The organism is Microcoleus sp. BROC3 (assembly GCF_036702515.1).
Classification (GTDB): domain Bacteria; phylum Cyanobacteriota; class Cyanobacteriia; order Cyanobacteriales; family Microcoleaceae; genus Microcoleus.
In genome coordinates this window covers 1-20496 of the sequence record NZ_JAUBTQ010000020.1, presented here as the reverse complement: position 1 = coordinate 20496, position 20496 = coordinate 1, and the positions used below count along the sequence as shown (strand labels likewise).

The following is a 20496-nucleotide window of genomic DNA, read 5'->3' as shown; positions in this document are numbered from 1 at the left end:
AATGTGAGTTATAATTTAAAATAATTGTGGCTCAGCGTTTTAATAAAAAATACCAGCCAACACCAGGAGTTTTTTATGCACTTGTTACGAGTTCAAGTTCCTGATTTTCGCGGTTTAAAAGATATTGACATCACTTTTGAAAAGGACTTTTTTCCGAGGATTTTTCCGCTGGGCAGTCAAAATGGCGGCGGCAAAAGTACGTTGTTACAGTTAATTTTTGTATTACTGCACTGTTCTGTTGATGACGATAAAAAACCGTTTTTACAAAATCTGCTTCAGGGATTTAAAGTTGCTGATGGGGAAGAACAAAGAGTCTTAGCCCTCATTGACATTTGGGATGGAGAAAAAATTGTCAAACTTGAATTTTCTTGTTGGTCAGCCCCTCTTCTTTCAAAGAAGAATGATGAAGCAAATATAGAGTCAAGATATCTACATATATGTTATTATTCAGATTGCAAAAACAACACCGAGCGAGAGCCAAATACAGACTTACTATGTTTTTTTGACAATAAAAAAAGGGATGAAAACACAGTCTTCTTAAATAAGATATCGCGTAAAATTTTTCTAGCAGCTCCATCAACCCAAGTTTTTCTATTTCTTCCGCTGGATTCTAGAAAACTATTATTTAGCAACTCAAGTAAAAAAGATAAGAATTATTACGCGATCCTCGAATCTGCAAGATCTGAATTAAATGGCTTGTTTACCTATGACTTCCTTGCTGTAAAGCTACTTATTGAATCATTTAAAGCTGTTCGTGATCGCGACTTCAGAGAAGCCATCAAGACAGGTAACTACGGGAACAGCTATCAATCTCTAATTAAGGAATTAAATCTGCTGTTGGGAAATAAAAATATAAATGTAAATGAAGACTTGTCGGGTGTCAACTTTCAATTGTATAATAATGGTGAAACTATAGAACTATATCCAGAAGATTTAAGTCACGGCGAACTAAAAAGACTCAGCATTTATGCTTGGCTCAAGTCTCGCAACATAGAAGATGCTATTGTGTTGATGGATGAAATTGAAATTGCTTTTCATCCAGATTGGCAATATCAAATTATATCAGACCTCCAAGAGTGGGGGCCGAGCAATCAATATATTCTGGCAACTCACTCCTACGCATTGTGTGAAGCTCTGACACCAGCTCACGTTAAAGAAATAGAGCCAAAACTGATCAAACAACAATCTAATATTACAAATGAGTCTTAATCCAGAACAGCTAAAAAAACATTGTGAGGCAATTCTTCAATCTCGCAGAATTAAAAACAAAATTGTGGTATTGTGCGAAGGTGATATTCGCAAGACGCAGGGTAGAGAGTCACCTCAAGCTTATAAAGCAATGGAGCAAATGCCTGATGCAAACTTTTATAAGGCTTGCGTTCCGATATGGTGGAAACAGAAGTTACCGGAATTTTTTAACTGCGGCGATCGCAAAGATGTATTAGACACCTACTTTACTCTTCCAATATTACACGAAAAGGATACCACTAATTCATATTTAGATCCCGATCGACTTTTTGCAATGATAGATTTAGATTTGCAACTGCAAACGATCGACAATTATATTTTTACCGATACAGAAGCAATTTTTCAGAATCTTTACGAAAAATCGCAGGTGAAAGAGCAAAACGCAGCAAAGCACCGGATCTGGATTACAGGTTTGATTCATAAAGAAGCATATTTTCTGACACCCGAACTTCAACCAATATTTGACAATTGTTGTAACAAGCCGATTTATCAGGGGAATCCTGCGGTACTCGCAAATATTTATCTGGATATGGCTGATGCAATTTGTAGCGACTTGGATTTACAGAACAACCTACAGAGAGCGTTCGATCGCATTAGTTACTGTTCTGGATTAGATTGTACCGAAGTTAAAAACTTTCAGGCTTCGTGGAAAGAGCGGTTTCAAAATGCTGTAGATGAAACGCATAGGAATCAGTCGATCGCAGTTTTGCTGACAATTAAAAAAGCTAAGGATTATTGGCATCAAATTAAGCCATCCGGTCACTTTAGCCGGGAAGATTGGGTATTTAGAGAGCAACTTTCGTTAGAAATTGGGAGATTTTATTCAGAGCAAAGTAGTGATGTTAAGTCTCATATTCCTTTTTTTTTCAAAACATTGTATGAGTTCGTTTAAATAAAACGCCTCAATTATAATATTCCATTTTTTATCCATCAGCATCGCTAGGAAAACCAAATTGGTCTGGTAATTCAGCAGAGGTAATTTGCAGAATCTCTAGCAACTTCTTGTATTGAACAGGCGTTAGCTTCGGTACCGATCGCCCAGCTTCCCAGTTGCTTACCGTCGCTTCCGTAACGCCAAGTGCTTCTGCTAGCTGCTTTTGAGTCATAAACCGCTGAACTCTCAGTCGCATTAGGGGCGATCGATCGGCTCTTTCTGAGGTTTCCATAGGCTATTTGTTAAGTTATATTAATTTATTTGGCTTTTGCCTAAAATAATTGACATCTACCCTAAACTAATTTATAGTTAATCCAATACAGATTAGACAGCACCAGTTAAGCCACTTGTGCTGTAGGGGAATTGCTGTCTTTTCTTCAACTTGTTATTGTACGCGGTTTTACCGTTACAAAGCATCAAACCTATCCAAAATTATTCGTCAAAGCTATGTTGCAAGATTCATCATCGAACCAAACATCGCCCAATGTTTTAACCAACCAAACCTTTGAGGGCGATCGCGAAGCAGTCCGTCACGTCATCATCGGTTCGCCGCTGGGTGTACGCCGAACTATCCACCAACTGCACGCATTGCGGTACGAGGAAGCTGTTCGTTGGACTCATCCGATCGCCATTCCCGACAATCGCATCATTATTACACCGGAACAGGGAGAAATCATGAGTCTGTTAGTCAAATTAATCCGGCTGCAATGAATTCATAAATGTGCGATCGCACTTTCTAGAATTGAGTCAAAAGTGCGATCGCGAATCTCTTCTCGTTGCCCGTGCTACACTCAACAGATATCTTGTACCATTATCAAGAACAGGCAAGATGCCTGTTCCACAAAGAATGAGTTTTCTTGTGGGGTAGGCATCCTGCCTGCCCTTGGCAAAAATTTAACAACTAGCTCCCAATTCAGCTTATGATTGTTATCGCTCCAGTGCTCAAACCCGTTAGCCAAATAACGCTTTCTCCCGGCAGTGTCGTTACTATTCCAAATGTAAGTTGGCTGGAATTTGAGTCAATTTTGCAGGAATTAGGGGAAAAACGAAGAACCAGAATTGCCTACAGCAACAGTACCTTAGAAATTATGGTTCCCTTACTAGATCGGGAAATTACGAAAGATTTAATTTCCGATATTGTAAAAATATTACTCAAGTCGGCGGGCAGAAGATATGAACCTTTTGGTTCTACTACTTTCAAGCAGGAAGGTGCAGCAGGAGTTGAACCTGATGCTTGCTTTTATATTCTAAATTATCAGCGGATGATTAACCGCCGCCGACTTTTACCGGACGATCCGCCGCCGGATTTGGCAATTGAGACGGATGTTACTTCTAAAACTACGATCGATGCCTATAAAATTATTGGAGTTCCAGAAGTATGGGTTTATGACAGTGGCAGACTTCGCATTTATTTGCTGGAAGATGGAGAGTATGTAAAATCCGATATGAGTCCGAATTTTCCAGAAATCGCGATCGCACAACTTATCCCCACTACGGTAGAACGTGCTTTGCAGGTAGGAAGTTGTCAAGCGCTAGAAGAATTTGAAAGTGCGATCGGCTAAACTCGTAGGATACGTTACGCACTTCGCGCTTGGTTTCCGAAACTTTACCCAATTACTGCCAAATTGTCAACCCCTAAAGGTCGATAAATTGTATCTCTTTGCTGATAACTCCGCCCTAAAGAACTAATCGCATTTTGCAAATCTTCGACAGATTGACAACTGCCGCCAACCGCACCGGCCATTGTAGTAATGTGCTCTTCCATCAATGTACCGCCGATGTCGTTGCAGCCCCATTTAAGCGCTTCTGTAGCTCCATCTAAACCTAATTTTACCCAACTCGGCTGGTGATTGGGAATCAAATTGCCTAAGAAGATTCTCGATACAGCGGTGAGTAACAATGTATCTGCTAAAATTGGTTGGTCGCGGCCGACTCGACTGCGCAAAGGTGCTGGTGCTTCTTGCCCGACAAATGGTAGTAAAATAAACTCTGTAATGCGTGCTGGATAGTTTTGGTCGATCGCAGTTTGTTGGAGCGATCGCACTTTTTCTAAATGCAAAACCTGCTGTTGGGCCGTCTCAATATGCCCGCAAAGCATCGTACTCGTTGTCGGCAAACCCAGACTGTGAGCAGTTCCCACAATTTCCAGCCAAGTTGCAGAATTTAGTTTTTCCGGGCAAATCACCCGTCGCACAGAATCGTCGAGAACTTCCGCCGCGGTTCCCGGCATCGAACCGACTCCGGCATCCCGCAAAGCCGAAATTACATAGCTGAAACTAAGATTATCTTCTCTGGCAATAAACTCTATTTCTTGAGGCGAAAAAGCGTGCAAGTGCAACTGCGGAAACTTATCCTTAATAATTTTTACCAATTGCAGATAATAAGGCAAAGATGCGCCGTTGAGCTTAGCTTGAAGATTTAAGCCTCCCTGCATACAAATTTCCGTTGCATCCCGCTGCACTGCATCAGTTGCCTTTTCCTGAATTTGGGCTGAATCTAACCAAAAAGCGCCCTCATCTCCCTCGTCGCGGCGGAACGCACAAAAACTGCAATGCTGCTCGCAAATATTGGTGAAGTTAATATTCCGGTTGATAACGTAGGTGACAGTATCCCCTGATTGTCGGCGGCGGAGCAAGTCAGCGGTTGTTTGAATAGAAGCTCGCGCGTCTGGCTCTCTTTGCTGCAAAAGTACCAAAGCCTCTGCAGAAGAGATGTTGTAACCTTGTAAAGCTCGATCGAGAATTGCATCCACAGTTTTCTTTTTCACTCAACTACATAATTACTGACTAGAATAAAGGCATTTTTATATTTTAACCAATCAATTATAGAGGAACGATATTTTACAATCTCAAGTGTTACCAAACCATCCTTGACTTTCTGGGAACTGAAATTATGGGCATCAACCAAGAAAATCAGGTCTTGTCAGTGCCGTCTGGGCCTTTGCAAATTCCTGCTCTGCGGAATTTCTGTTCAACTTTTACAGATGCACGCACAGCGGAAATTTATCTTTCCCTCGTCATTCCCACCTACAACGAGTGCAAGAATATCAAGAGTATTGTGGAACAATTGACTCAATTGCTCGATGGCATCATTCCCGGCGACTACGAATTAATTGTAGTCGATGACGACAGCCCCGATCGCACCTGGGAAGTCGCCCTGTCCCTGACACCGGAATATCCGCAATTGCGGGTGATGCGCCGGGAAGACGAGCGGGGGCTTTCCACAGCGGTAATTCGCGGGTGGCAGGCGGCTCGGGGCGAAGTTTTGGGCGTCATCGATGCCGACTTGCAGCATCCCCCCGAGACGCTGTTGCAGCTTTTAGCAGAAATTCAGCGGGGAGCAGATGTGGCCGCTGCGAGCCGCCACGTTGGCGAGGGCGGGGTGAGCGACTGGAGCTTCGTCAGGCGATTTTTATCGCGGGGTGCTCAGACTTTGGGATTAATTATACTGCCCGGAGTCGTGGGCCGAGTTTCCGATCCGATGAGCGGGTATTTTATGGTGCGTCGCAGTTGTATAGCCGGCAAAACCATGAATCCTGCAGGTTACAAAATATTGATTGAAGTGCTCGGCAGGGGGGAGATCCGCTGGATTGGAGAAGTTGGTTACGTGTTTCAGGAGCGGCAAGAAGGCGAGAGCAAAGTTACTTGGAAACAGTATATTGAATATTTGCGGCATTTGCTCAGATTGCGCTTTGCCCGCTGGCCGATGGGCAAGTTTCTGCGGTTTGGCCTTGTGGGTTTCAGCGGGGTGTTTGTGAATATGGGGGTTTTGTACGTGCTGTCCGATATCCTCCATTTGGAAGTGAATGGCAGTCTCATCGTTGCTGCTGAATTGGCAATTATCAGTAACTTTTTGTGGAATGATTTGTGGACTTTTGGGGACATTTCTAAGCAGCAGCCAAGAAAGCGCCAGCGATTGAAACGGCTGTTGAAATTTAACACGATTTGCTTGATGGGTTTGATTTTGAATTTGCTGCTGTTTAATTTGATGTTTAATGTTTTTGGAATCAATAAATATCTTGCTAATTTAATCGCGATCGCGACTGTGACTCTGTGGAATTTCTGGCTCAATATGAAGCTGAGTTGGCGGGTGACGGACGTGAAGTAGGTAATGCGTAATTGGTAATTGGTGATTGGTAATTGATAAAATGAGTTATGGCTAATGACTAATGACTAATGGATCTTCTTCGCTAGGCATTTGAATTACTGAATTAATGATTAAGAACAAACAACTGTTATTGCTATTTCTGTGGACGGCGATCGCCTTTATTTTGCGCTTTGCCAATTTGGACTCGAAACCGCTGTGGACGGATGAGTTTTCCACTCTAGTGTTTAGTTTGGGCAACAGTTTTCGGGGTGTGCCGATCGATCGCGCGATCGACCTTTCTACATTATTACAACCGCTACAATTGCGCGCCGATGCTGACACCGCCGACGTGCTCCGCAATTTGCTGCTAGAAAGCAACCATCCACCAGTGTATTTTATGCTCGCCCACTGGTGGATGCGACTGTTTGGGCCGACTGAGGATAGTTTAGTTTGGATTGGGCGAGCTCTTCCTGCATTATTGGGCGTGATTTCAGTTCCAGCTATTTACTTTTTGGGCAAGTTTGCTTTTAGTTCGCGTTTAGTCGGTCAATGTGCGGCCGCGATGATGGCAGTTTCTCCCTACGGCATTTATCTCGCTCAAGAAGCTCGACATTACACTTTAGGAATTTTATTAGTTATTGCCTCTCTTTTTTGCTTGACATTAGCTGTAAAAAAGCTGCAAAATCGCGCTCCTATGCCTGTTTGGGTGTTATTGCTTTGGGTAGTCATTAACTGTCTGGGAATTGCCGTTCACTACTTTTTTACACTGACTTTGTGTGCCGAAGCAATAGCATTAATTGCTGTAATCTGGCAGCAGTTTAATGGGAAGCTGCCAATTTCAAACAGCCAGCCGCCTAATATTTGGCAATTTCAAATCATCTGGCGGCTTTTCGCAGTAGCGATAGGTACTTTAGCTGGCGGTTTAGTTTGGCTGCCGGTATTTTTGTCAAACAAGTACGGCAGCGAACTAACTAATTGGATTGTCAGCGGCGATCGCACATTTTTAAGTTGGGTTAATCCGATTTTTCAAGCTTTAGCTGGATGGATCACTGTCATGTCTCTGCTGCCCGTTGAATCGCCAAATTTGGCAGTAGTAGTTGCATCGGCGATCGCAATGACAATATTTTTTATATTGGTGCTTCCCCTGCTGCGAGGCGCTCTTAAAACTTCATTAAAAACAAGCAATACTCGTTTAGGTACTGTTATTTTCGGCGGATTTGTGCTAGGAGCAATTTTCCTATTTTTCAGCTTTGCATATATTCTCGGGATTGACCTAACTCGCGGCGCTCGATACAATTTCGTCTACTTTCCGGGGGTGATATTGCTGTTAGGAGCAACCTTGGCGGTTATTTTTAACGCACCTACAGCAAAAAGTAAATGGTTTAATTTACCTACTGTGGAAATTGCTGGCAAAAAAGCAGTTCTGCTAATTTTAGCAATGGGTTTTTTCAGCGGTGTAACAGTAAATTCCAATCTCGGCTATCGCAAATATTACAAACCAGACCTTTTAATTCCGATTATCCGCGAATTCTCGAAAGTTCCCGTGTTAATTGCTACTACTCAAAAGACTCATGTAGAAATAGGAGAGTTGATGGGGATAGGGTGGGAATGGGAAAGAAGTTCGGCAACGGATTTTGTAGCGGATGTAACGGATGTAACGGATGTTAGGAAGAAAGAAGAAGTTAAAGCCTTTGATTCTCCGCTGTTTCTTTTAGCTAATCTGAAAAAAGATGCGCCGGGAATAGCGGCAGATACACTTTATAAAACACTCAGTCAATTAGAACGCCCGCTAGATTTGTGGTTGGTTAATTTTCGCGCACCTGTCAATCTAGAACCACAGAAATGTCAGGTTGAGTCGCGCGATGTGCCGGCGGTGGATGGGTATGAATATCAAGTTTATCACTGTTCTTGATTTGGCGATCGCCCGCAACGACAGTCCAATCGACTAGAAAGAGCGATCGATAAATTTATAACTCAATAAACTGACATTGCTAAAGCTATTACCAATACGCATCACCCCGCTGATGTAGATGTAGGGTGCGCTGGGCGCACCTTACCGCTATTAATACGATCGGGACTGTTTGATCGAACGCTAAGAGTCAGCCGCAAAATGTTTAATTAAGACGCTCATCACTTCACCTGGATTTTGAGTTGGGACAAGCGGACTCCAGTCAGAAACGCAGGCAAAATTATCGCGGTGAAAAGAATGAATGACGCGGGAAACAACAGGACGAGAACTGATAATGAAAAGTTTCAAGAGTTCTCGGTTAGCTGAAGTTGGCAAGTTTGGTTCTTGAGCCGGGGGCTGATTGAGTTCGGTAGTTGGATTGTCTGGCCCAACCTCGAAAGCAAGTATTAATTCGGTATTGGGTAGCATTTGCCGGATGACTTTCAGGGAAGATTCAGCTTCGCTGCGGCTGCGAAATTGCGCGACGGGTAAGCGCTGAAAGTTGGGCAGCAGTCGGTAAATAATCCAGGGGTTTGGAGTTTCTGGGTGGTTCATGGCTGTATTGTAAATTGGGTATGTTTGCCCATAGGAAAGTGACAGAATTGCACCTTTGATTTTTAGTGCAGTCTGTTTTGGCTATGGCTGTGCCACTAAGCGCTTAATTTAAGCGGTTAAATTGGATAGTTAAAATAATATGGTAAAAAAAAGGCAACGTCAACGGCAACCAGAAAATGAGTTGCCTTTTCGGAGACTGCGAGAGGACGCTAACTTGAGCCAAGAAGAGTTGGCTGTGCGGATGGGGGTGTCGGCTTCGTCGGTGCGGCGATGGGAAAAGGGAGACGAACCTACGATGACTGTTCGGCAAATGAGGGATTTTTGCCGTTTGGTGGGGGTATGTTTTGATGAGTTGCCGGATTATCTCAGTCGGCGAGTAGATGAGGAGGAGTCACTAGAAATTGACGGTCGGAGATTTTGAAAAATTATGAGGCTATTCGAGAACAAGCAATTTTTAGTGAGTTGCTGGTTTGAATTGCGATTGGTATCAAAAAACAACCACGCTATAATTTTTGTAAGTTTTGGGAAAAACTGCAATGTTAAATTACAACTTGCCGAGGTACTTGACCTCAGCCGATGAACTGCCAGATTCTGACGAAACGCCTGTGGATAACGAACTTCAAGAACTAATACCGGGATTGCTAAAAGCGATATTGCTGATACTTTGGGCAGAACGCATGGACTGGTTTTTTGGCATTGATATGGGTATCTATTATCACCCGGAAAAACCTCCAATTGTCCCTGACGGTTTCTTGAGTTTAGGAGTAGAACGGTTTTACGATGAAGAATTGCGTCCCAGTTACGTGCTGTGGGATGAAAATGTTGTCCCAACTTTGGTGCTGGAAGTCGTTTCCAAAAAGTATCGCAAGGAATACAGCACAAAGTTGGAGGAATATCAAGATTTAGGCGTGCTTTATTACATTATCTATTCATCTCGCCGCCGTCGCAAACCCCGATTGGAAGTACATAAGTTAGTTAATGGGAAGTATGAATTACAGTCGGGATATCCTGTTTGGATGCCCGAAATAGGTTTGGGAATTGGTTGTGAAAGGGGAAATTATTCTGGGGTGACGAGGGAGTGGCTGTATTGGTACGACGCAGAGGGAAAACGTTATCTGACTCCTGAAGAACAGGTGAACAGATTAGCACAAAAATTACGGGAGTTAGGAATCGATCCAAATAGTTTGAGGTGATTTAATTTACGGGTGGAAACCTCAGAGACTGACAAGCGATCGCGCTTTCGATTAAAATAATTAAAATAAGTGCGTTAGCTAAGCTTGCCGCAGGAATCGATCTTTCATTGCAGTACAAATTTTGTGGCAGATGTAGCCGCTCAAACTTTGAGTAATTCTCAGTATGCTCAACTTTCTGATTGAATTAAATCCCCTGCTGGTGGATGTCGTTTTATAGCTTTGTCAGCGGCCCGAATATTAATGACTCTCTCTCGATTTAAGACTAATGCTGTAACTGTAGCTCGTCCAATTGGAGTCAAACCAACTATTGATAATCCATCCGCAGACCAAATAAAATGTTCGCTCCAACTATCTTGTCTGGGGTTAAACAACGGTACTTCTACGTCTGACTGAGCATCTATCGCTCTAGTTTTATCAGATTTCTTGCGGTTGCAGTGAAAGCAAGCTAGTGCCAAATTGTCAATATCGTTAGTCCCATTTTTAGTTAAGGGAATGATGTGCTCGATAGTAAACTCTACGTACTGCCATTGTTCGGAGGCATGACAATATTCGCACAGACAGTTTGCTCTCTGACGAACTTGATTTTGAATATTTTCAGGGATTTGACGGCGAGCGGACATTTCTACACAGTAGGCTGAATCTGACCCAAGAAAAGATTGCGGACAGTCCGATTGACAAAACTGAGGTAATCGTCGATTTCTTCGTAAAGATTGAGTTCTTGTTCTTCCTCAGCATTTAGGGGCAAAGTTTGTTGTTTGTCCAACAGTTCTTGGATTCGATTTTTGACAGCGGTGGAGGCTCTAAAAATGGGTATGCCTTCCACTAATTCAATTCGGACAGCCCCTTCTAGAGGTAGAATATCGCGCAGGTTTTCCAATTTTGGCAGGATTAGCATAGTTGTGGATTTTATGGGTTTCCGTCTTGATTATATCTAGGTTTTTTTCAATCTTGCCTGACACTATCGGGTACGCCCACCGCCGAAATACCCGATATCGCCCTTAAATTTTGACACCGAATCAACTCGTTAAAATCCAAACTGCGCCCTTCTATTTGCGCCACAGCCTCGATCGCCCCCAGCAAATGTCCGGCCGCTTCCGCTTCGTTGTAACCACGCCTGAGAGCTACTCTAATCGCCGCTTCGTCAGCATCTAACTCTACTTGGGAACTGCGGTTGTCGCGCCAAATTCGAGTCATGGCGAGTCCCGTCAAACCGCCCGCGATCGCAGTGCCGATCGCATCTCCCTGCAACAATTCTACAACAGTCCCGACAATTCCCGCCAGAGCCGCACCTTGATAAATATCCGGTTTAAACCACTTAAAATTGCACAGAAAACTTACATTCCGCAATAGCAGTAAATCCCGCTGCGGCTTAGATAGCAGCCGCCACAAATCAAAATTAATATAAATCGGGCGAGATTGATTCCAAGGTAAAGGAAACTCGCAGTCAATTACTGTTGATTGTTGGGGCTTATTAATAATTTTACACGTCATGCGGCCGGAGGCTGGCATCACATCTAACAGGCGGCGAATTTCGGGTTCTGGGTTCATATTTTTTGGGGAATTGGTTATTGGTAATTAGACCTATTGCAGAAATTTTTGATTAATATGTCAACCGCAGATTCAAGGCAGATAAACGCAGATAAACGCAGATAATTTTTAGATAGTTTGGGAATGCTTGCAATTTGAGTCTAATCTGTAGGACACGGCATTGCCGTGTCCTTTTCCCGTAGCTCATTTAAGGGCTTTTCTTAGAGTCAGATTTGGGAAATTATTGAGCTTTCGGAGTTGCTTTTTCACTCTTCGGCGAAGGCTTTGGACTGGCAATTGTTGGGGCAACTGACGGCTTTGAATTCTCAGTTGGGGATGCCGATGATTTTGGAGATTCAGGGGCTGTTAGCGGTGCAGCAGGGGCTGTTTTAGCGCCTAAAATGCTGGCGTCTCCGGTGTCGAAGGTGCCGGCGATGCAAGCGATCATCATTGTCGCTAAAGTGCCGACAAATAATGCTTTCCAACCGAGTTCGGAAATGTCTTTGCGGCGGGATGGAATTAGGGCGATCGTACCGCCGACAAATATGCCGACGGAGGCTAAGTGGGCGAAGCCGGAAAGGGCGTAACTGACAATTAAAACTGTACGATCGCTCACCAGTCCTTTTGCCCCCGCTTCTGCTAAACTTTGATAGGGCGGAATGGCTGTTTCTAATAGCCTGCGACCGATGATTACTGATGCTTGCCAAGAGTCGTCAATGGAGACTCCTGTTAATAGCGTCAGGGGATAAAATAAAAATCCCATAATGTTGGCTAAGGTGACAACTTTGAAAAAGCCACCAATTGGGCCGGGCAAAATTGCCAGCCAACCAAAGAATTGATTGATTAAGGAAACTAAGCCCAAGATTAAAATCAAAACAGCGGCAATGGCTACCGCCATTTTTACACCGTCCAATGCACCAATTATCGCTGCATCGAGAGGGCTGACTCGTTCGATGGGTTCTCCCCCAACAGTCTCTTGTGGCATCGCTTCGCCGTCCATTTCGGAAATTTCTTCGCCCACAAACTCGCGGCCTTTAGGCTTCCGTTCTTCCTTGGGAATGCCACCCATTGTCAGCGGCACGCCTGTTTCGGGTACTAAGATTTTAGAGAGAACAAAACAAGCGGGAATGGCGATAATTGAAGCTGAAACTAAGTGTCCTAAAATATTGGGAAAAACTGGCTTGAGAAAACTGACGTAAATTGCTAAAGTTGAAGAAGCGGCGGTTCCAAAACAGCAAGAGAGGATTGCACAAAGTTCGGAACGAGTCATTTTCGGTAAATAAGGCTTGACGACAATTGCCGCTTCAATTCCTACGAAAATATTGGCCGCGCCGCTGAGGGCTTCCGCGCCGCTCAACCGCATTGTCATATAAAAGATTTTGGCAAAAAGTTCGGTGATAATTTGAATCACGCCGATGTTGTATAGCAAGGCCATGAGGCCAGAAAAAAAGATGACTGTCGGTAAAGCTCGAAAGGCAAAAATATATCCTAAATTAACTGCCGGATCTTTACCAGGTATCGGTACAACATTGCTCCCGAATACAAATCTCGCTCCAGCGTCAGCAGCGGTGAATACTCCATCCAGTAAGCCAGTAAACCACTCTAGGGCGATGCGAGTCGGGGGGAACAGGAATACTAAAAATCCTAAGACTAATTGCAGTCCAATGCCCCAGATGATGACGCGCCAAGGTATATACTTGGACTGTCGGTTTTCTGAAAAAATCCAGGCGATCGCACACAAGCCAAAAATGCCCAAAAACGAGATAAGATTGTAGATAGACATGAGCCTAGTCCTTGAAATAGTTGAGAATGCCGATCGACGGTTTGCACCACATCAGTTATACTATTCATCTGACGGCAAATGTTAAAAAAAATAACGGGCAGATAACTTACGCACTCAACAGCGTACTTATGTCATTGCTTAGGTCATTCCGAAGTCTGCAGATCTTTAGCAAGCCTTGATTTGCCGTAATTACCAGCAGTTTAGATAGAAACTCTAACACATGGAAGCTTTTGCTCCACATCCTCCTGAATGGACTGCGACGGCGGTTCACGCTAATGAGTTTTGCTGTCCCAAGTGCGGTGCTAGCTGCACGGATGCCGCTGATGTCTGGATTAATCGCCGATCGCCAGTATACACCGAGTTCAACCGCCGCAAGTGGCAAGAATTTTACCGCTGCCAGTGCGGCGACGTGTGGTGGGCTTGGAGTAACGATAGGCCTCCTTCTGAACTGGTGCGTCGCGATGAGAGCTCGGATGAGGGGCCCGATGATGATTTTTAGAACGGTGACAGAATTTTCGATTTTCGATTTTCGATTTTCGATTTTCGATTTTATTTAAAATTAGAGTAAGGTGTGCCGAGGCGCACCCTACATTTAGATATGTTAGCGCCAGTTATCAACTAATTCATCACGTCAAGTATTCCCTTGACTACGCCTTCCATGATTCTTTCAATTAAGCTCAATTCATTTTCGCCGATCGACTCATTTAACAGCATTGACTGAATTCTCTGTCTGTCATTGCGAGTCAGTTCGCCTGACGAAAATATCTGCTCTACTATTTGTTCAGTTAGAAATGGGAAAGCTGGAGTTGGCATGGTGGGTCTCTAAAAGCATTAATATTTTATTTTTAAGTTTATTAGAGGAGCCAGTTATTGCGTGGGTTTTTGCCGTCCCACCCAATAACTGGCTCCTATCGTAAGAGTCTGGGGGGATTTTGTCAATACACTGGCGACAGATCAATACAAAATTTTCCTTAAATTTCCAATATTCTGGCAACGGGTGGTTTTGGAGTGCGATGACTTATGCGCTTTGCCTGCAAGGTCGATCGACCCCCGGCGGTGGCGGTGTTCGATCGACCTTTTTAAGTTTATTGGCATTTGGGCGGAACATTACACCTCCCAAAAAAATCAAAACTACAATAGATTTGAATTGGTAATCGGGAATTGGCTTTTCTGAATTCCCTTTTCCTTCCGGCTAATGGCTAATGGCTAATGATTAATGACTAATGACTAATGGCTTCCTCCAATGACCTATTTTCGTTCTGCTCTAATTTTGACATTAGGTTTTGGGCTGCTACCGCTAGCAGTGCGATCGCAACCTGTCATTCCTGCAAATGACGGCACTAATAGTGTTGTTAAATCCGAGCAAAATCGCACAGACATTAGCGGGGGACAACTGTCTGGAAACGGGGCCAATCTGTTTCACAGCTTCAGCCAATTTAATCTCAGCGAAGGTCAAATAGCTAATTTTCTAACTAATCCAAATATTCAAAATATTTTAGGGCGGATTTCCGGCGGCGATGTTTCCGTCATTAACGGTCTGATTTCCATAAGCGGCGGCAACTCGAATTTATTCTTAATGAATCCGGCCGGAATTGTCTTCGGTCAAAATGCTAGATTGAACGTGCCGGGGTCTTTTTTCGCGACAACGGCTACAGGTATTGGTTTCGGCGACCGCTCGTTTAATTCGAGCGGAATTAATGATTACAAATCTTTACTGGGAAATCCCAATCAATTTAATTTTAATAATTCACAACTCGGGACAATTATCAATGCGGGAAACTTGGCAGTGGGCAGCGGGCAAAGTTTAACTTTGCTCGGTGGCACCGTTATTAATACAGGACAATTATCCGCTCCCAACGGTCAAATTACAGTAGCTGCTGTTCCGGGACAAAATTCAGTCCGCATCAGTCAAATCGGCAATTTATTGAGTTTAGAAATCACTCCGTCTTTGCAGTTAGAAAAATCTGCGATCGCCCCACTTGCTTTGCCTCAGTTGCTGACGGGCCCCGGCGTAGCGTCAGCCACAGGTTTAACGACTAACGAACAAGGTCAATTGGTACTGACTGGCGGCCAAACAGTGCCGGCACTTGCCGGAAGTGCGATCGTCTCGGGTTCTGTAAATGTATTTGCTCCTTCTGGGAATGCTGACGGCACAGTCAATATTTTAGGGGAAAAAGTCGGACTGTTCGGCGCAAATATCGATGCTTCCGGGACGAACGGCGGAGGTACTGTGCGCGTCGGAGGCGGTTTCCAGGGGACGGAACCAGTGCCGAACGCACTGGTAACATACGTTAGTCCTGATTCTACGATCGCAGCAAACGCGATCGACCGCGGCAATGGCGGCACTGCGGTAATTTGGTCAGACAATACAACTCGCTTCTTCGGCAATATTAGTGCTCGCGGTGGCATCGCCGCAGGTAACGGCGGCAGAGTCGAAGTTTCGGGCAAAAATGCTTTAACTTTCCAAGGAGAGGTCGATACCCGCGCGACTAACGGTGCGATCGGCAATTTGTGGCTCGATCCGGCAAATATTACGATCGTCAGCGGTAACGGCGACAGCAGCGCGCGATCGACTGGCGGGGAACTCGAATCGGCACCAGAACCCAATGAAACATCGATCTCAGAAGTACAGTTGGAAGAGATGGCGGCCGGCAGCAACGTGGTTCTAGAAACCCCCGGCTACATTATCCTCCAAGACTTGCCCGATAACAAACTTTCCCTGCAAGCGAGAACGGGAGACACAGTAACATTTAGATCGGGCGGAGTGTTGTTTGTCAATGACCCCAAGGACTCAATCGAGACTCAAGGTGGCAACATCAACTTTTTCGCCAGCAGCATTTCTCTGGGCGGACTCAATGCTAACGGCGGCAATATCGCTATCACTGCTAACGGCATTGACTTTAGGGGCGGCAGCAATTCCGCCAGCAGTGCGGGGGGAACAATTCGCTTGCAGCCCAACGATAGCCGAGCAATTCGGATCGGTGGCACCGGCGATTTTTTTGGCATTTTGGACTTGACGGCAACGGATCTCGGCGCTTTGGCGGGGGGTTTTCGTTCGATCGCGATCGGGCGCGAAAACAGCAGCTCGATCGCGATCGTCGCCCCCATTACCTTCAACAGCCCGCTGACACTTCAAGGATGGTCGATCGCGATCGACCATCCCCTGAGAACAAGCGGCAGCGCTAGCTTGACTCTCGACGCGCCCAAAACCGATCTCAACGCCAACATTGCCACATCCGGCGCAGATCTAACTTTTACAGGAAACCTGTCCCTGAATGCTGACGTGGCTTTGAGCACTCAAGCTAGGGGCAGCATTCTGTTCTCCGGTAGCCTAGACGGAGCTCGCGCCCTGAGACTAGACGCTCAGCGAGTGCTGTTCGGCGGTACAGTCGGTCAAGCTGCACCCCTGGCGAGTTTGACTGTCAACGCCCGCAGTACGGAGGTTTCGGGCAATATTGCGACATCGGGCGACATCGCTTTCAATAGTAACGTCACAGTCGATCGCAGCGCCGCCCTAGCCGCCACTACCGGCAATATCGCCTTTGCCAATACCCTCGACAGCATCCCGGGCCGAGCAAATAACTTGACGCTGCGCGCTGGCGGCAACATTAGTTTTGGCGGCCTAGTCGGTCAAACTCAGAGGTTGGGCCGGCTCTCGGCTGATGCTGCTAGCGTGACGGCTGCTTCCACAATTACAGCGCGCAGTTTGAGCGTTAACGCCCGAGATTCCGCTAGATTCGGGGGGGACAGCACGGCCGCTTTGGGAGCCGATATCAAGGCAGAAAATGTCCTCTTAGAGGGTAATTTAAGGACGGATGGCGGCAGCGTGAATCTGCAAGGAAGCCGCGAGGTTCGGACTGGGAATATTACCTCGAACGGCGGGAGCATTCGGGTTGAGGGGAATACTGTTGCTGCGGGCGCGATCGACTCGTCATCGGCAACGGGAACAGCAGGCGCGATCGCTCTCCAAAGCAATGCCGGCGCTTTAACTGCGGGAGCTTTGAACGCTTCGGGGGCGATCGGCGGAAATATTGCTGTCACCTCTTCATCGGGCATTTCGGCTCTCGATCTCAACTCCAGCAGCACTTCAAACGGCAACGGCGGGGGCGTTTCCCTGAGCGCGACTGGTAACATTCAGTTGGGCTTTATCAACGCTCAAGGCGGCCCTGGAGGCACTGGCGGCAGCGTTGATGTGACCACCCTCGGTTTGTTTCGCTCGAACAATGTTTTCAACGATATATCGGGCAATTCTTCGAGTATTTCTACTGCCGGAGGTGCGGGGGCGGGGAGGATCGAAATTCGCCACGGAGGCGGTATCGATCGACCGTTTGTAGTTGGCGGCGCGATCGACAATGGAACCCGGGGAAGCATTAATGCTGGCGCGGGAAATGCCATTTTGCCCAGTCTTGCTTTTGGGCAAACTTACACCCAAGGAATTTTACCAAATCAGATTTCCCTAATTACGCCGGGCCCGCCCTCTGCTCCGGCAACAATTCCCGCACCAATTCCCGCACCAATTCCCGAACCAATTGTCGAACCAATTCCCGCACCAATTCCCGCACCGCCTCTACTTCCCGTAAATCCCGATCCTGCGCTGTCACTTCCTGCATCTTTGCAAGTACAATTGCGATCGGAAAGTAGATACAAACATTCCCCAATTAGCCAGGATATTTTCGCTCCTTCTCGCAGGCTAGATTCGGCAAGTTCGGGAGTTTTATCATTTGAGAAAACCTTTAGTCGCGAGTACGAAAAATATCTAGACTTGCCCGCAAGAACGCCGATTACTAATATATCGGTAATTTACGAAACTCTTCGTAAAAATCAACAAATTACCGGGGTAAAATCTGCAATCATTTATATGAATTGGGTCAGTGGTTCGGCAGCAGCCGCTGCCAAAGAAAATGGTTCGGTACTGGTCGCAAGTCAGGATTTATCTAATCTATTGCCTGTGACAAAAAAACTCACCTCCGGGCCCGCTCGCGTCTTAGAAGATAAGTTGGCCCAGAGGTTGCCGCCGCATGGCAAAGAAGTTTCCGATGTTCCTAACGGGGAGCATTTAGAATTAGTGTTAGTAACAGCTAACGCTGAACCGAGGCGCGTTTTAATTCCAGCGACAACGCGCTGGCAGGTGTTGCAACTAGCTGACGCATTTCAAAGCGAAATAACTAATCCCCGCAAAAGAAGCAGCATTAGTTATTTGGATACGGCACAAAAACTTTATCGGTGGTTAATTGCGCCAGTGGCCGCAGAATTGGCAGCTTTAAAGATTGACAATTTAATTGTAATTCCGGCAGCAGGTTTGCGGAGCGTGCCGTTTGCGGCCCTTCACGACGGCAAAGGCTTTTTAGTTGAGAAATACAGCATTAGCGTGATGCCTAGTCTGAGTTTGACTGATATCGGCTACGACAATATTGCGGATGATGAAGTTTTGGCGATGGGGGCGTCGGTATTTGAAGATAAAGCGCCGTTGCCGGCGGTACCGGTGGAGTTAGAGTCGATCGCGCCGCCCGATCGCGGAAAATCATTTTTGAATCAAGATTTTACTCTCGGAAATTTGCAAGCTCAGCGGGCAAATCGGCCTTTTGGCATCATTCACTTAGCAACTCACAGCGAATTCCAGCCCGGGGAACCGAAAAATTCTTACATTCAGTTGTGGGATACTAAATTGCGCCTCGATCAAATGCGGCAGTTGCGGTGGAATGAACCGCCGGTGAATCTGTTAGTTTTAAGCGCGTGCAGTACCGCTTTGGGCGATGCAGAGGCGGAGTTAGGGTTTGCGGGTTTGGCGGTAGCTAGCGGTGCTAGATCCGCTTTAGCGAGTTTGTGGGAAGTCAGCGATGATGGGACTTTGGGGCTGATGACTGAGTTTTATCGGCAGTTGCGGGCCCCCAGACGCGGTGGCAATTTGATGATTAAAGCGGAGGCTTTGCGGCGCGCGCAATTGGAGATGCTGCAGGGGCGCGTGCGGATTCAAGACGGGATGCTGCGAGTCGAGGGGCTTTCTATGAGTCTAACTTTGCCTCCGGAAATTGCGGCGCGGGGCGATCGAGTGCTTTCGCATCCTTATTATTGGGCCGCCTTTACAATGATTGGCAATCCTTGGTAATGGGGATGTTGAAGGAACAAGGAAAAAGGGGCGTTGCTGAATCAAGCTATCAATAGTGCAGTAACTGGAACATCCTGAAATTTTAGGTAATGTATTTAGGACTTATATCGTTTCCGATGCAACCGGAAACGCTATCAAATGTCTCGAAACTATGAGATCATAATACCCATCCTAAAATTCCCGATCGAAACTGTTCAACGGCTGTCCCCAGTCAGATTTTGTGTGTTGTTTTCACATAAGTCTGTAATTCATCGAGCTCGCAGACTTCTGAAATTACCTCGGGGTGATAAGCATTTAATCGGATTTTTCTCACAAGTCTTACCCAAGTTATTAGGGTGATGTGATGAACTCCCTTGATTCGTTAATACCCGGAAAATTCCTACCATTGACATAGATTTTTAGGCCTTCGGGTTTCACAGTCTAACTGTAACCAGGCGTGGGATTCATCATCAGCGATAAATTAACAACCCGATTTGACACAAATGTGCTTCTGTTTTCCTTTTTTATTAGGGTTTTTACGGCTGTGGGTTGATTTTCACTGGCTTTTATTGCATGGTGATTCCCCCTATTCATACTATAATTATGCAGCGCCCAAATCTCCTAAGAAGCTCAACGGCGATCGCAATTCCCTCTGTATTGCCTGCTTTTGCAAGAAACTGTAGAGCGATCGCACTCGTCACCTAAATATTTATTTTATTTATACTTTTTTTAAGAAATGTAAAAATTAATGTTTTTTAGTTAAAATTTAAATTTTGCTGAAAGTGCAGGCTAGTCTTTATATTAGAGGATACATCTACTTACAAATTGAGAATTGCTAAAAAAAATGTGTATTAATTATTAAAAGAGGCTGCAAGGATGATTAACTTAGCCGGCTACGAGATTACCAACCAAATTCATGAAAGTAACAATTCTTTAGTTTACCGAGGACTGAGAAAGCAAGACAACAAACCAGTCATTCTCAAATTTCTCAAGCAAGATTATCCGCTGCCAGCTTCGTTAGTCAGATACAAGCAGGAATACGAAATTACACGCAATCTTGACCTAGAAACTGTACCTAAAACCTACAGCTTAGAAAGATATCAAAACAGTTTAGTTATTATTTTCGAGGATTCGGGT

Annotated in this window: 20 protein-coding genes; 12 read left to right on the top strand and 8 right to left on the bottom strand. The window is 45.4% G+C overall.

The window, feature by feature from the left end:
* The first annotated feature begins 75 nt into the window (after positions 1 to 75).
* Together QUB30_RS14625 and QUB30_RS14620 are read left to right on the top strand one after the other, a co-directional pair.
* Positions 76 to 1209 carry an AAA family ATPase gene (locus QUB30_RS14625; RefSeq protein ID WP_333334391.1) on the top strand — a complete coding sequence of 378 codons (1134 nt, stop codon included), beginning with the start codon at positions 76 to 78 and terminating at the stop codon, positions 1207 to 1209.
* Positions 1199 to 2140: a hypothetical protein gene (locus tag QUB30_RS14620; RefSeq protein WP_333334389.1), complete on the top strand. Its 942-nt coding sequence runs from the start codon at positions 1199 to 1201 to the stop codon at positions 2138 to 2140. Before QUB30_RS14625 ends, QUB30_RS14620 begins: the two co-directional genes overlap by 11 nt.
* A 31-nt stretch (positions 2141 to 2171) precedes the next feature.
* Here the strand turns inward: QUB30_RS14620 and QUB30_RS14615 are convergent, their stop codons facing one another.
* Positions 2172 to 2414, bottom strand: coding sequence for a helix-turn-helix domain-containing protein (locus QUB30_RS14615; protein WP_190745066.1), 243 nt, complete (start codon positions 2412 to 2414; stop codon positions 2172 to 2174).
* A gap of 215 nt (positions 2415 to 2629) precedes the next feature.
* On the opposite strand from QUB30_RS14615, the gene QUB30_RS14610 reads away from it, so the two are divergent.
* The gene (locus QUB30_RS14610; RefSeq protein WP_006633059.1) at positions 2630 to 2893 is read left to right on the top strand and encodes a hypothetical protein; all 264 of its coding nucleotides are present in this window, start codon (positions 2630 to 2632) and stop codon (positions 2891 to 2893) included.
* Positions 2894 to 3102: 209 nt separating this feature from the next.
* Positions 3103 to 3744: a Uma2 family endonuclease gene (locus QUB30_RS14605; protein WP_333334387.1), complete on the top strand. Its 642-nt coding sequence runs from the start codon at positions 3103 to 3105 to the stop codon at positions 3742 to 3744.
* Between the two features lie 44 nt (positions 3745 to 3788).
* On the opposite strand, the gene cofH is transcribed toward QUB30_RS14605, so the two are convergent.
* A complete protein-coding gene (gene cofH / locus QUB30_RS14600; RefSeq protein ID WP_333334384.1) occupies positions 3789 to 4949 on the bottom strand; it encodes a 7,8-didemethyl-8-hydroxy-5-deazariboflavin synthase subunit CofH in 1161 nt (386 codons plus the stop codon).
* Between the two features lie 125 nt (positions 4950 to 5074).
* Here cofH and QUB30_RS14595 point away from each other — a divergent pair, with 125 nt between their 5' ends.
* Positions 5075 to 6289 carry a glycosyltransferase gene (locus QUB30_RS14595; protein WP_333334382.1) on the top strand — a complete coding sequence of 405 codons (1215 nt, stop codon included), beginning with the start codon at positions 5075 to 5077 and terminating at the stop codon, positions 6287 to 6289.
* A gap of 106 nt (positions 6290 to 6395) precedes the next feature.
* Entirely contained in the window at positions 6396 to 8180 is a 1785-nt protein-coding gene (locus tag QUB30_RS14590; RefSeq protein ID WP_333334380.1) for a glycosyltransferase family 39 protein, read from the top strand.
* Between the two features lie 180 nt (positions 8181 to 8360).
* On the opposite strand, the gene QUB30_RS14585 is transcribed toward QUB30_RS14590, so the two are convergent.
* Positions 8361 to 8771 (bottom strand): hypothetical protein, encoded by a 411-nt coding sequence (locus tag QUB30_RS14585; protein ID WP_333334378.1) that lies wholly within the window; start codon positions 8769 to 8771, stop codon positions 8361 to 8363.
* A 139-nt stretch (positions 8772 to 8910) separates the two neighbouring features.
* On the opposite strand from QUB30_RS14585, the gene QUB30_RS14580 reads away from it, so the two are divergent.
* A complete protein-coding gene (locus QUB30_RS14580; RefSeq protein WP_333301468.1) occupies positions 8911 to 9192 on the top strand; it encodes a helix-turn-helix transcriptional regulator in 282 nt (93 codons plus the stop codon).
* Between the two features lie 115 nt (positions 9193 to 9307).
* Positions 9308 to 9964 carry a Uma2 family endonuclease gene (locus QUB30_RS14575; protein ID WP_333334376.1) on the top strand — a complete coding sequence of 219 codons (657 nt, stop codon included), beginning with the start codon at positions 9308 to 9310 and terminating at the stop codon, positions 9962 to 9964.
* 167 nt (positions 9965 to 10131) lie between these two features.
* On the opposite strand, the gene QUB30_RS14570 is transcribed toward QUB30_RS14575, so the two are convergent.
* The 4 genes from QUB30_RS14570 to QUB30_RS14555 all read right to left on the bottom strand — a co-directional run bounded on the left by QUB30_RS14570 (position 10132) and on the right by QUB30_RS14555 (position 13274).
* Positions 10132 to 10584 carry an HNH endonuclease gene (locus tag QUB30_RS14570; RefSeq protein ID WP_333187966.1) on the bottom strand — a complete coding sequence of 151 codons (453 nt, stop codon included), beginning with the start codon at positions 10582 to 10584 and terminating at the stop codon, positions 10132 to 10134.
* Positions 10585 to 10586: 2 nt separating this feature from the next.
* A complete protein-coding gene (locus QUB30_RS14565) occupies positions 10587 to 10859 on the bottom strand; it encodes a hypothetical protein (RefSeq protein ID WP_333334374.1) in 273 nt (90 codons plus the stop codon).
* Positions 10860 to 10906: 47 nt separating this feature from the next.
* The gene (locus QUB30_RS14560) at positions 10907 to 11512 is read right to left on the bottom strand and encodes a DUF3318 domain-containing protein (RefSeq protein WP_333334372.1); all 606 of its coding nucleotides are present in this window, start codon (positions 11510 to 11512) and stop codon (positions 10907 to 10909) included.
* Positions 11513 to 11732: 220 nt separating this feature from the next.
* The gene (locus QUB30_RS14555) at positions 11733 to 13274 is read right to left on the bottom strand and encodes a nucleoside transporter C-terminal domain-containing protein (RefSeq protein ID WP_333334370.1); all 1542 of its coding nucleotides are present in this window, start codon (positions 13272 to 13274) and stop codon (positions 11733 to 11735) included.
* 220 nt (positions 13275 to 13494) lie between these two features.
* Between QUB30_RS14555 and QUB30_RS14550 the strand changes: the two genes are divergently transcribed.
* Positions 13495 to 13773 carry a hypothetical protein gene (locus QUB30_RS14550; RefSeq protein ID WP_333334368.1) on the top strand — a complete coding sequence of 93 codons (279 nt, stop codon included), beginning with the start codon at positions 13495 to 13497 and terminating at the stop codon, positions 13771 to 13773.
* 119 nt (positions 13774 to 13892) lie between these two features.
* Here QUB30_RS14550 and QUB30_RS14545 read toward each other — a convergent pair whose 3' ends face one another.
* Positions 13893 to 14087, bottom strand: a complete 195-nt coding sequence (locus QUB30_RS14545; protein WP_333334366.1) for a hypothetical protein — start codon at positions 14085 to 14087, stop codon at positions 13893 to 13895.
* Positions 14088 to 14287: 200 nt separating this feature from the next.
* On the opposite strand from QUB30_RS14545, the gene QUB30_RS14540 reads away from it, so the two are divergent.
* The 3 genes from QUB30_RS14540 to QUB30_RS14530 form a co-directional block, all read left to right on the top strand.
* Positions 14288 to 14428 carry a hypothetical protein gene (locus tag QUB30_RS14540; protein WP_333334364.1) on the top strand — a complete coding sequence of 47 codons (141 nt, stop codon included), beginning with the start codon at positions 14288 to 14290 and terminating at the stop codon, positions 14426 to 14428.
* An 89-nt stretch (positions 14429 to 14517) separates the two neighbouring features.
* Positions 14518 to 19380, top strand: a complete 4863-nt coding sequence (locus tag QUB30_RS14535; RefSeq protein WP_333334362.1) for a CHAT domain-containing protein — start codon at positions 14518 to 14520, stop codon at positions 19378 to 19380.
* An 855-nt stretch (positions 19381 to 20235) separates the two neighbouring features.
* Positions 20236 to 20496, top strand: a 261-nt coding sequence (locus QUB30_RS14530; protein ID WP_333334360.1) for a hypothetical protein, incomplete at its 3' end; no start/stop codon positions are given.

Bases quoted from the DNA above. Each gene is read 5' to 3' on its own strand.
- QUB30_RS14560 (WP_333334372.1), bottom strand. From the start codon at position 11,512: ATGAACCCAGAACCCGAAATTCGCCGCCTGTTAGATGTGATGCCAGCC.
- QUB30_RS14565 (WP_333334374.1), bottom strand. From the start codon at position 10,859: ATGCTAATCCTGCCAAAATTGGAAAACCTGCGCGATATTCTACCTCTA.
- QUB30_RS14540 (WP_333334364.1), top strand. From the start codon at position 14,288: ATGACTTATGCGCTTTGCCTGCAAGGTCGATCGACCCCCGGCGGTGGC.
- QUB30_RS14550 (WP_333334368.1), top strand. From the start codon at position 13,495: ATGGAAGCTTTTGCTCCACATCCTCCTGAATGGACTGCGACGGCGGTT.
- QUB30_RS14620 (WP_333334389.1), top strand. From the start codon at position 1,199: ATGAGTCTTAATCCAGAACAGCTAAAAAAACATTGTGAGGCAATTCTT.
- QUB30_RS14605 (WP_333334387.1), top strand. From the start codon at position 3,103: ATGATTGTTATCGCTCCAGTGCTCAAACCCGTTAGCCAAATAACGCTT.
- QUB30_RS14555 (WP_333334370.1), bottom strand. From the start codon at position 13,274: ATGTCTATCTACAATCTTATCTCGTTTTTGGGCATTTTTGGCTTGTGT.
- QUB30_RS14580 (WP_333301468.1), top strand. From the start codon at position 8,911: ATGGTAAAAAAAAGGCAACGTCAACGGCAACCAGAAAATGAGTTGCCT.
- QUB30_RS14615 (WP_190745066.1), bottom strand. From the start codon at position 2,414: ATGGAAACCTCAGAAAGAGCCGATCGATCGCCCCTAATGCGACTGAGA.
- QUB30_RS14610 (WP_006633059.1), top strand. From the start codon at position 2,630: ATGTTGCAAGATTCATCATCGAACCAAACATCGCCCAATGTTTTAACC.
- QUB30_RS14585 (WP_333334378.1), bottom strand. From the start codon at position 8,771: ATGAACCACCCAGAAACTCCAAACCCCTGGATTATTTACCGACTGCTG.
- QUB30_RS14545 (WP_333334366.1), bottom strand. From the start codon at position 14,087: ATGCCAACTCCAGCTTTCCCATTTCTAACTGAACAAATAGTAGAGCAG.
- QUB30_RS14575 (WP_333334376.1), top strand. From the start codon at position 9,308: ATGTTAAATTACAACTTGCCGAGGTACTTGACCTCAGCCGATGAACTG.
- QUB30_RS14625 (WP_333334391.1), top strand. From the start codon at position 76: ATGCACTTGTTACGAGTTCAAGTTCCTGATTTTCGCGGTTTAAAAGAT.
- QUB30_RS14590 (WP_333334380.1), top strand. From the start codon at position 6,396: ATGATTAAGAACAAACAACTGTTATTGCTATTTCTGTGGACGGCGATC.
- QUB30_RS14570 (WP_333187966.1), bottom strand. From the start codon at position 10,584: ATGTCCGCTCGCCGTCAAATCCCTGAAAATATTCAAAATCAAGTTCGT.
- QUB30_RS14535 (WP_333334362.1), top strand. From the start codon at position 14,518: ATGACCTATTTTCGTTCTGCTCTAATTTTGACATTAGGTTTTGGGCTG.
- QUB30_RS14595 (WP_333334382.1), top strand. From the start codon at position 5,075: ATGGGCATCAACCAAGAAAATCAGGTCTTGTCAGTGCCGTCTGGGCCT.